This window comes from Pseudomonas fluorescens (genome assembly GCF_018614655.1).
GTDB lineage: Bacteria > Pseudomonadota > Gammaproteobacteria > Pseudomonadales > Pseudomonadaceae > Aquipseudomonas > Aquipseudomonas fluorescens_BX.
Genome location: NZ_JAGGOG010000022.1, coordinates 1 through 10,238, shown reverse-complemented (window position 1 = coordinate 10,238; position 10,238 = coordinate 1). Strand labels below are relative to the sequence as shown.

Genomic DNA, 10,238 nt, shown 5'->3' with positions numbered 1-10,238 from the left:
ACCTGGCGTGCAAAAGTTAATTGAGTCTGTGGGAGCGCTGTCCTCCAAACAAAGGAAAGCGCTGGCGGTCCTGCTCAAGCAAAAGGGCATCAACCTGTTTGGGATTGCCCCGATGTTTACCCGCGACCCGGACGAGCCGCTTCTGCTGTCCTACGCTCAGCAACGCCAGTGGTTCCTGTGGAAAATGGACCCGCAGAGCCCGGCCTATAACATTCCCCTGGCGATTCGTTTGCGCGGAGAGCTGGATATCGACGCCCTGCGTCGCAGTGTGGCGGCGCTGGTGGCGCGCCATGAAACCCTGCGCACGCTGTTTGCCGAGGATGAACAGGGGCGAGTGTCCCAGGTGATCGTCCCGCAGCTTGAGGTGCCGCTTGAGGTGGTCACGTGCCCGGCGGGTGAGTCACAGCGCAGCATCGATGAGTTTGTCGCGATCCAGACCGCCACGCCGTTCGACCTGGCCTGCGGGCCACTGCTGCGCCTGGCGTTGTTGCAGGTAGCCGATGATGACTGGGTATTGACCCTGACCCAGCACCATATCGTCTCCGATGCCTGGTCCATGGGGGTGATGGTCGATGAACTGTTCCAGGGCTACGCGGCCTTCAGTCAGGGCCAGTCGCCAGTTTTGCCGGACTTGCCGGTGCAGTATGCCGATTACGCTGCATGGCAACGCCAGTGGATGGACAATGGCGAGCACGAGCGGCAATTGGCGTATTGGGTCGAGCACCTGGCCGAGACGCCGGTCAAGCTGCAACTGCCGGGGCAGCGTGTGCCCGGGCCACAGCGCAGTCATCAGGGGGCCAGCCTGAATCTGGCCCTGGGTGGCACCTTGAGCGAGCAGCTCAAGGCACTGGCGACACGCGAAGGCGTGACCCTGTTTGTGTTGCTGCTGGCGAGTTTCCAGGCGCTGTTGCATCGCCTCAGCGGGCTGGATGACATCCGTGTCGGCGTGCCGGTGGCCAACCGCACGCGGGTTGAAACCGAGCGCCTGATCGGCTTTTTCGTCAACACCCAAGTGCTCAAGGCCCAGGTCAGTGGAGAGCAGCGCTTCAGTGAATTGCTGCAGCAGATGCGTGACACCGCGCTTAAGGCCCAGACCTTCCAGGACCTGCCATTCGAGCAACTGGTGGATGCTTTGCAGCCGGAGCGCAGCCTGAGCCATTCGCCGCTGTTCCAAGTGATGTTCAACCATCAGCACGATGCACCGAGCCAGGCGCGCTCGCTGGCGGACGGGCTGAGCGTCGAACATGTGGTGAGCGAGGTGCGCAGCGCCAAGTTCGACCTGACCCTCAACACCCTCGACCACGGCAACGGCATCGACGCCAGTTTCATCTATGGCTGCGAGGTATTCGACATCACCACCATTGAGCAACTGGCCAGCCAGTGGCAGCGAGTGCTGGAGGCGATTGCCCTGAATGCACAGCTGCGCATTGAAGACCTGCCAGTGATAACGGCCCTGGATCAACAGCGTGTGGTGCTGGCGGGCACTGGCGAACATCGCGAATTTGCCGTGAGCAATGTGCTTGAGCTGTTCGCCCAACAGGTGGCGCGGATGCCGCACGTGCTGGCCGTGGTGGATGGCGAACGTAGCCTGACCTATCACCAGTTGGACCTGGAAGCCGAGCGCCTGGCCGGGCGCATGCGTCAGGCCGGGGTAGGGCCGAATGCGCTGGTGGGCGTGGTGCTGGAGCGCTCGGTGGAATTGGCAGTGGCGATACTGGCCGCGTTCAAGGTGGGTGCGGGTTATTTGCCGCTGGCACCGGACACCGCTGGCCAACGCTTGCGCGAGCTGTTGCACGACAGTCGGGCCGCGTTGCTGCTGACCGACGCCCGCCAACTGCCGGGTTTGCAACTGAGCGACGAAGTTGCCGTGCTGTGCGTCGATGACACTCAGGTATCAGCACCTGAGGCTTCGGTGCCCGCGCTGCTGTTGGCGGGGCAAACCGCTTACGTCATCTATACCTCCGGCTCCACCGGTGCGGCCAAGGGCGTGATGATCAGCCACGGCGCACTGGCCAATTATGTTCAAGGGCTGTTGCAACGGTTACCTGACGACTGTGGCAGCAGCATGGCGATGATCTCCACTGTGGCCGCTGACCTGGGCCACACCATGCTCTTTGGCGCTCTGTGTTCCGGGCGCACGCTGTACCTGATCGCCCAGGATTTGGCGATGGACGCCAACGGCATGGCGCAGTACATGACGGCCCAGGCGGTGGATGTACTGAAGATCGTGCCGTCGCACCTCAATGCCTTGCTCAGCGCCGACGACGCGGCCAGTGTACTGCCGAAAAAACTGCTGATCCTCGGCGGTGAAGCCTGCCCGCCAAGCCTGCGCGAACGTGTGCAGCAACTGGCGCCGCAGTGCCGGATCATGAACCACTACGGCCCGACCGAAACCACGGTGGGTGTACTTGCTGCCGTGTTGGAAAACGACGGGCGATTACCCCTGGGCGTGCCACTGGCCAACAGCCGGGTTGAAGTGCTGGATGCCAGCCTGCAACGCCTCGGTACCGAAACGGCCGGGCAGTTGTACATCGGCGGCGCCGGGCTTGCTACGGGTTACCTGCATCAGCCGGGACTGACCGCCGAGCGTTTTGTGCCCGATCCTTTTTCCACGCAGGGTGAGCGGCTCTACCGCAGCGGTGACGGGGTGCGCCTGGTGGAGGCAGCCTTTGAGTACTTGGGGCGCATCGACGATCAAGTGAAAATTCGCGGTTTTCGCGTTGAACCGGGCGAAGTCGCGGCCTGTTTGCGCAGCCTGCCTAACGTGCTGGATGCAGCAGTAGTGGTAGGAAGCGGCCCGCAGTTGTGGGCCTACGCAGTGAGTACAGAACAGGCCCCGACCTTGCTGGCGCAACTGCGTGAGCGCCTGCCGGCCTACCTGGTGCCAAGCCACTTGCAGGTGTTGGACCGATTGCCGCTGACCGCTAACGGCAAGCTTGACCGCAAGGCCCTGCCAGCGCCGGGGGCCGATGTGACACCCACGTACCTGGCGCCTCAGGGCGAGCTCGCGCAACGTATCGCGGCCATCTGGGAAGACGTCCTGCGACGCGAACAGATTGGCGCTCAGGACAACTTCTTCGAACTGGGCGGCGACTCGATCATCTCGATCCAGGTGGTCAGCCGCGCCCGTCAGGCAGGCATTCGCTTCACCCCTCGCGACTTGTTCGAACACCAGACCGTGCAAGGCCTGGCCAGTGTCGCGCAGGTGGGCGAGGCGGCCAGCCAGACCGATCAGGGACCGGTCACCGGCGAGCTGCGCCTGCTGCCGATCCAGCAGATGTTTTTCGACACGCCGATTCCCGAGCGTCATCACTGGAACCAGTCGGTACTGCTGGTGCCGAGCCGAGTTCTTGATCCCGCAGCCCTTGAACAAGCGTTGCAGGCGCTGGTCATTCATCACGATGCGCTGCGCCTGAGTTTTGTCGAAGGTGCTGACGGCTGGACCGCTCAACATCGCGGGTTTAAAGACGCCAGTCCGCTACTCTGGCAGGAGGTCGCGCAAAGCGAAGCGCACTGTCTGGACATCTATCAACGTGCCCAGGCCAGCCTCGACTTGAGCCAAGGCCCGCTGTTACGCGGCGTATTGCTGGACCATCCCGACGGCCGGCAGCGCCTGCTGCTGGTGGTGCATCACTTGGTGGTGGATGGGGTGTCCTGGCGCATTCTGTTCGAAGACCTGCAAGCGGCCTATAACACCGAGCCTCTGCCTGCCAAGACCAGCGCCTTCAAGGACTGGAGCGAGCGCCTGCATGCCCTGGCAGCGGACGGTGGTTTGCAAGCGGAAGTCGCCTACTGGCAGGCGCAACTGAGCCCGGCCCATCAGCATCTGCCGGGGCGCCGTGAGGTACCGGTGGCCTTGATGCGCGAAGCGGTCACGGTCTCCACCACACTGGATGCACACACCACCCGGCAATTGCTGCAACAGGCGCCGGCCGCCTATCGCACACAGATCAATGAACTGCTGCTGACGGCCCTGAGCCGAGTCATTTGTCGCTGGACCGGTCAGCCGAGCATGGGCCTGATGCTGGAAGGCCATGGCCGTGAAGACCTGTTCGACGACCTGGACCTGACCCGCACCGTCGGTTGGTATACCAACAAGTTCCCGGTCAGCCTGACGCCCGGCACGACGTTGCAGGGCGGTATCAAGACCATCAAGGAACAACTGCGTGCCGTGCCGAACAAAGGCATCGGTTTTGGTGCGTTGCGTTACCTGGGCCGCCCGCAGGATCGGCAACGGTTGGGAACATTGCCGCTGCCATGCATCACCTTCAACTACCTGGGCCAGTTCGACGGCAGTTTCGATCAGGATCAGGGCGCGCTGTTTTCACCGTCCACCGAGGCCGGCGGCAGCGAGCGCAGCGATGATGCCCCACTGAGTAACTGGTTGACCTTGAACGGTCAGGTGTACGGCGGCGTGTTGAGCGTCGGCTGGACCTTCAGCCGTGAGATGTTCGACACCACCGCCATCGAGCACTTGGCCCAGGACTACGCCCGCGAGTTGCAGGCCGTGGTTGAGCATTGCGTCACCCCCGGCAACGGTGGGCTGACCCCGGCGGATTTCCCGCTGGCGCGCCTGACCCAGGCCCAACTTGAGCATCTGCCACTGCCCGCCGGCAACGTGCTGGATATCTACCCGTTGTCACCGATGCAGCAAGGCATGCTTTATCACAGCCTGGAGGCGGGCGAGGGCGACCTGTACATCAACCAGACCTGCGTGCCGGTGCAAGGCCTTGAAGTGCAGCGCTTCGCAGCGGCCTGGGACCAAGTGCAACAGTGTCACGACATTCTGCGCACCGGTTTCTGGACCGCCAGCGAGCTGGCCGAGCCGTTGCAGATTGTCAGCAAGCAGGCGCCGTCGGCGGTGCGCATTGTGGATTGGCGCCAGCGCGAAGTCGGTCCCTATGACCTGGGCGACCTGATCAGCGCCGATTGCCGCGAAGGCTTCGATATGCTCCAGGCGCCGCTGATGCGGGTGACTTTAGTGTGGCTGGACGAGGCGCGCTGCCACCTGATCTGGACCCGCCACCATATTCTGATGGACGGCTGGAGCAGCTCGCGGTTGTTGGGCGAAGTGTTCAATGCCTACAACGGCCAAGCCACCGCGAAGCAGAGTCGCTACCAGGATTACATCGCCTGGTTGCAACGTCAGGGCAGCACTGCCCTGGAAGCGTTCTGGCGCGGCCAGCTCAGCGATTTGAACGGCGCCACCGAGTTGGCGGGCAACGTCTTCCCGCGCCCGCAAACCCAGCCGGGTGGTCACGACGCGCTTTACCTCAAGTGGGACGAAACCCGCACTTGCCGTCTGCGCGAGCGGGCGCAACACTGGCGGGTTACCCCCAACACGCTGATCCAGGCCGCGTGGCTGCTGCTGTTGCAGCGCTACACAGGCCAGGAGACGGTGTGCTTCGGTGCCACAGTCGCGGGGCGCCCGGCCAGTTTGCCCCAGGCTGACGAGATCCTCGGGCTGTTCATCAACACCTTGCCCATCGTACAGACACCACGGCCGGATCAACCCCTGGGCGAGTGGCTGGCGCAATTGCAGGCCTTCAACCTGGATGCGCGGGACTACGAACACGCGTCGTTGGCCGACATCCAGCGCTGGGCCGGCCACAGCGGGCGGGCGATGTTCGACAGCATTATCGTCTTTGAAAACTACCCGGTGGATGACCGTTTGCAGGAAATGCGTCAGGGTGCCTTGCAGTTCGGTGAGGCCACCGGGCGCGATGTGACCAACTACGCCATGGACTTGGCGGTGAACCTCACCGAGACCTTGGGCATCGAGTTTCTGTACCTGCGTAACCGTTTTTCGCAAGAGGCCGTAGCGCGTATTCGCGGCAGCTTTGAAGCCTTGCTGGAAGCAATGCTGGACGACACCGGTGGTTCCACTGGCCGCCTGTGCATGCTCACCGCCGAGCAGCGCCAGCACTTGGTGGCAAGCAATCCGTTGCAGGCCCGGCAACCCGTGTCGCCTTCGTTGCTGGAGCGGATCGAAGCTCATGTCGAGCATCAGCCTGAGGCCCTGGCGGTGGTTTGTGGCGACCAGCACCTGAGCTACCGTGCGCTGGAGCGACAGGCCAATCGTTTCGCCCATCTATTGCGTGAGCGTGGCGTGGGTCCGGAAGTGCGAGTCGGTGTGGCGTTGAATCGCTCCACCGACATGATCGTCACCCTCTATGCAGTGCTCAAGGCCGGCGGCGTGTATGTGCCGTTGGACATCGACTACCCGCGCGAACGCCTGGAATGGATCGTCGAAGATTCGGCGATGGCCGTGTTGGTGACCCGTGGCGAGTTGCGCGAGCGTTTGCCCGCCATCGACAACGTGCTGGACATCGATCAGCTGAACTTGCAGGCCTATCCCGACAGCCTTCCTGGCCTGAATATCGATGCCGATCACCTGGCCTACCTGATTTACACCTCGGGCTCCACCGGCAAGCCCAAGGGCGTGGCGGTGGCCCGTGGCCCGTTGAACATGCATTGCCAGGCGATTGCCCGGCGCTATGAAATGGACCGCGACACCCGCGAGTTGCTGTTCATGTCTTTCGCCTTCGACGGCGCCCAGGAACGCTGGCTGACCACCTTGCTGGCTGGCGGTTGCCTGGTGCTGCGGGACGACACGCTGTGGACCCCGGAAGAAACCTGGCAGGTGTTGCATCGCCAGGCCATCAACATCGCCTGCTTTCCGCCGGCCTACCTCAAGCAACTGGCTGAATACGCCGAAAGCCAGGACGAAGCGCCGCCCGCAGTGCGGGTGTATTGCTTCGGCGGTGATGCGGTGGCTGACGAAACCTTTGAACAGGTCAAGCGCGCCTTGCGTCCAACCTGGATCACCAACGGCTATGGGCCGACCGAAACCGTGGTCACGCCACTGCTCTGGACCGCCGACCTGGACCAACGCTGCGAGGCCGCGTACGCGCCGATTGGCGTGCAGGTGGGCAATCGCACCTTGTACGTGCTGGATGACCAGTTCAACCCACTGCCGGATGGCGTGGCCGGCGAGTTGTATATCGGCGGTGAAGGTCTGGCGCGGGGGTATCACCAGCGCGCCGGGCTGACGGCCGAGCGCTTTGTTGCCAGCCCGTTCGAGGCGGGCGGGCGCTTGTATCGCTCAGGTGACCTGGTACGGCGTCGCCCGGACGGGGTGTTCGACTACCTTGGCCGTCTGGATCATCAAGTGAAGATTCGCGGTTTCCGTATCGAGTTGGGTGAAATCGAAGCCCGCCTGCGCACGCTGCCATCGGTGCGCGACGCCGTGGTGGTGGCGCGGGAGAGTGCCTCGGGCAAACAGTTGATCGGCTACGTGGTCGCCGACGCCCACCCCGGCATGAGCGAGCAACTGCGCCAGGCCTTGGGCAGTCAATTGCCCGACTATATGGTGCCGTCACAGATCGTTGCGTTGCAGGCCATGCCGTTGAACCCCAGCGGCAAGGTTGATCGCAAGGCCCTGCCGGATCCGGACTTCAAGGGCCAGGTCTACATCGCGCCGCGCAATCCACTGGAGCGGATGCTGGCGACCATTTGGCAGGAGGTGCTGGAGATCGAGCAGGTCGGCGTCACCGATAACTTCTTTGAATTGGGCGGCGATTCGCTGCGTACCCTCAAGGTGCTGAGCAAGGTCCGCAACCAGGCCATGCCGGGTTTTGAACTGAAGCTGCGGGACATGCTGGCCAAGCCGACCATCGCCCAATTGTCCGGTTTCGATGAACAGCAGGAAGCCGATCTCGATCCGCTGCTGTTGCTCAATAGCCAGGTGCCCGGTACGGCGCCGTTGTTCTGCCTGCACGCCGGCTTTGGCACGGTGTTCGACTACGAACCTCTGGCCCGGCAACTGGACGGGCAGTGCAGCGTGTATGGCCTGCAATGCCGGATGCTGCTGGACCGCGATTGGGAGGATGACTCCCTGACATCCATGGCCATCGACTACGCGCAATACATCCGTCAGAAGCAGGCGCAAGGCCCGTATCGACTGCTGGGCTGGTCATTGGGCGGCACCCTGGCGGTGCTGGTGGCCAGCGAACTGGAGAAGCAGGGCCAGCAGGTCGGTTTCCTCAGCCTGGTGGACAGTTTTATCCCGGCGACCTCGACGCTGCTGGATGACGACGATTGGCGCGAAGGCTTGCCGGTGTTCCTCAGCCAGACCCTGGGATTGATGGTCGATGCAGGATTTGTTGAGAGCCGGTTGCCGGTGATCGAGCCGAACCTGGCGGCACTGACCGAGCAGTTTGCGGCGCTTGCTACGAGTTATCCGTCTTCAGGCGCGACCTTTGGTGTGGAGGAGTCGGCCCGGGCATTCCAGGTCGGCCTCAAGCTCAAGGCCTTGTCTCGCCGCCAGTCCGAGTTGCCGAGGATTGCCAGCGAAGCCGTGTGCTGGTGGCGTGGCGAGTTGTCAGCGGAGTCGATCAAGGCCCGTGAGGCAGGCCTGACCGTGGAGGAGAGCGCATGTATTGCTGCCGACCACTACGCAATCATCAAGCACCCGCAGTTGCTCAAGCAATTGCACCAGCGGTTGCACTCACCGGCGCCGGTTGTCGGCTGAAATAACGGGCAGTGCCACCAGGCACTGCCCAGTTGCCCTCTTTGAATTGGATACTCCCATGCCTGTACATCCCGACTTGTCGGCGTTTCTGGAACTGGCGGAATTTGGACGCCTGACCGGCAAAAGCCAACCTATGCATACCTTGCCCGTTGCTCTGGCCCGTGCCGACTTTGAACGCTCCTCGCAAATCCTCGACCCCAACCCACCGGGCGCTGTCGAGGTGCAGGCGCTGCAATTACCGACTCGCGATGGTGACGTGTTGGAAGGGCGTCTCTATCGGCTTGCGTCGACGGCTGATCAAGTCTTACCGACCATCCTCTATTTTCACGGTGGCGGCTACGTGGTGGGCAGCCTGGATTCCCACGACTCGGTATGCCGACGTCTGGCATTGAGCGGCGAGTTTGCGGTACTGGCGCCAGCCTATCGATTGGCGCCGGAATACCCGTTTCCTACGGCGGTACATGATGCCCTGGACAGTGTCGCGGCCTTGAAAGAACAGGCCGAACAGTTGCACCTGGATCCACAACGGCTGGTGGTGGCCGGTGACAGCGCGGGAGCCACTTTGGCGGCAGTCCTGGCGATCACGGCGGCCAATCACCCGGCCGACATCGCCCTGAAACCCCAGGCGCAGTTGCTGTTCTATCCGGTGACCGACATGAGCGTGCAACGCGCTTCCCATCGCACCTACGCCGAAGGCTATTTGCTGGAAACCGAAACCCTGGAGTGGTTCTACCAGCATTATGCCGGGCCTGCCGTAGAGCGCCAGGATTGGCGCGCCTCGCCGTTGCTGATTGGGCAAACTGCCATGCAGGCACCGGCCTATATCAGTCTGGCGGAATATGATCCGCTGTTCGATGAAGGGATGGCGTACGCCGAGGCACTGAAGTTGAGCGGTACGCCAGTGCAGTTGACGGTGGAGAAGGGCTTGTCCCACGACTTCTTGCGCATGTCCGGGATCGTTGAGTCGGTGGATGATATTTACCGGCGGGCGTTGCAGTGGCTGGTGGCAAACACCTGCGGATAACTTGCCGAAACTTCCTACCTGGCCGCCAGATAACCTCTACTCCCCGCGCTTAAGAACCTCTGCAAAGTCTCTCGCCTGATCACACAGCGCGAGGGACCGCCGATGTTTTTTCCTACTCATGCCCTGTCCTACGGGGCTACCTCTTGAATTCCGCCATTGGCTTTATGGTCCTGGCGGCCATGGACTCGAAGACACGTGACGTCGAGTCCGTTCTTGGCGATTTCCGGAAATGCCTTAACACCTATGACAGTTGGGCCGAAAGCTTCTGGAGCTTTTCGGCGCTGGACGTCGAGCAGGTGTTCAAGGTCGGCGATGAAGTCGCGCTTGTAGCGCCCATCCACCGCTCCATCCTCCCCAGCAGCACCGTCGCGATGTGCCCGGCCAGCGGTTCGTTGAACCTAGTGCATATGTTCCAGAGCGCGCGATTTGTGCCCATCGGCAATACGCCGGTGATGCTGCAAAAGGTTGATCCGAAGGGTGGTCCGCTCGGCGAGCCGATTCATAAAACCATCGGCCCCAGCGGCATTCTTGAAATCACCGAATGCACTCGCGGCCAGCCGTATCGGGTGAGCTTTTACCCCAACGTTTCCAGGGAGCAGGTTAAGGCGCTGTATGCCTCCTATCAGTCGGTGATCGAGCCGTTGGAAGGTTGGTTACGTGGTGAGTGGACTGGCACGTTCG

2 protein-coding genes and 1 pseudogene are annotated in these 10,238 nt (G+C 62.4%); all 3 read left to right on the top strand.

Features of this window, described 5'->3' with window-relative positions:
* Positions 1–7: 7 nt before the first annotated feature.
* Positions 8–8,533: an amino acid adenylation domain-containing protein gene (locus J7E41_RS22045; protein ID WP_353049421.1), complete on the top strand. Its 8,526-nt coding sequence runs from the start codon at positions 8–10 to the stop codon at positions 8,531–8,533.
* Between the two features lie 58 nt (positions 8,534–8,591).
* Positions 8,592–9,557 carry an alpha/beta hydrolase gene (locus tag J7E41_RS22040; protein WP_214996212.1) on the top strand — a complete coding sequence of 322 codons (966 nt, stop codon included), beginning with the start codon at positions 8,592–8,594 and terminating at the stop codon, positions 9,555–9,557.
* Positions 9,558–9,736: 179 nt separating this feature from the next.
* A pseudogene (locus tag J7E41_RS22035) lies at positions 9,737–10,238 on the top strand (type IV secretion protein Rhs); the annotation flags it as partial.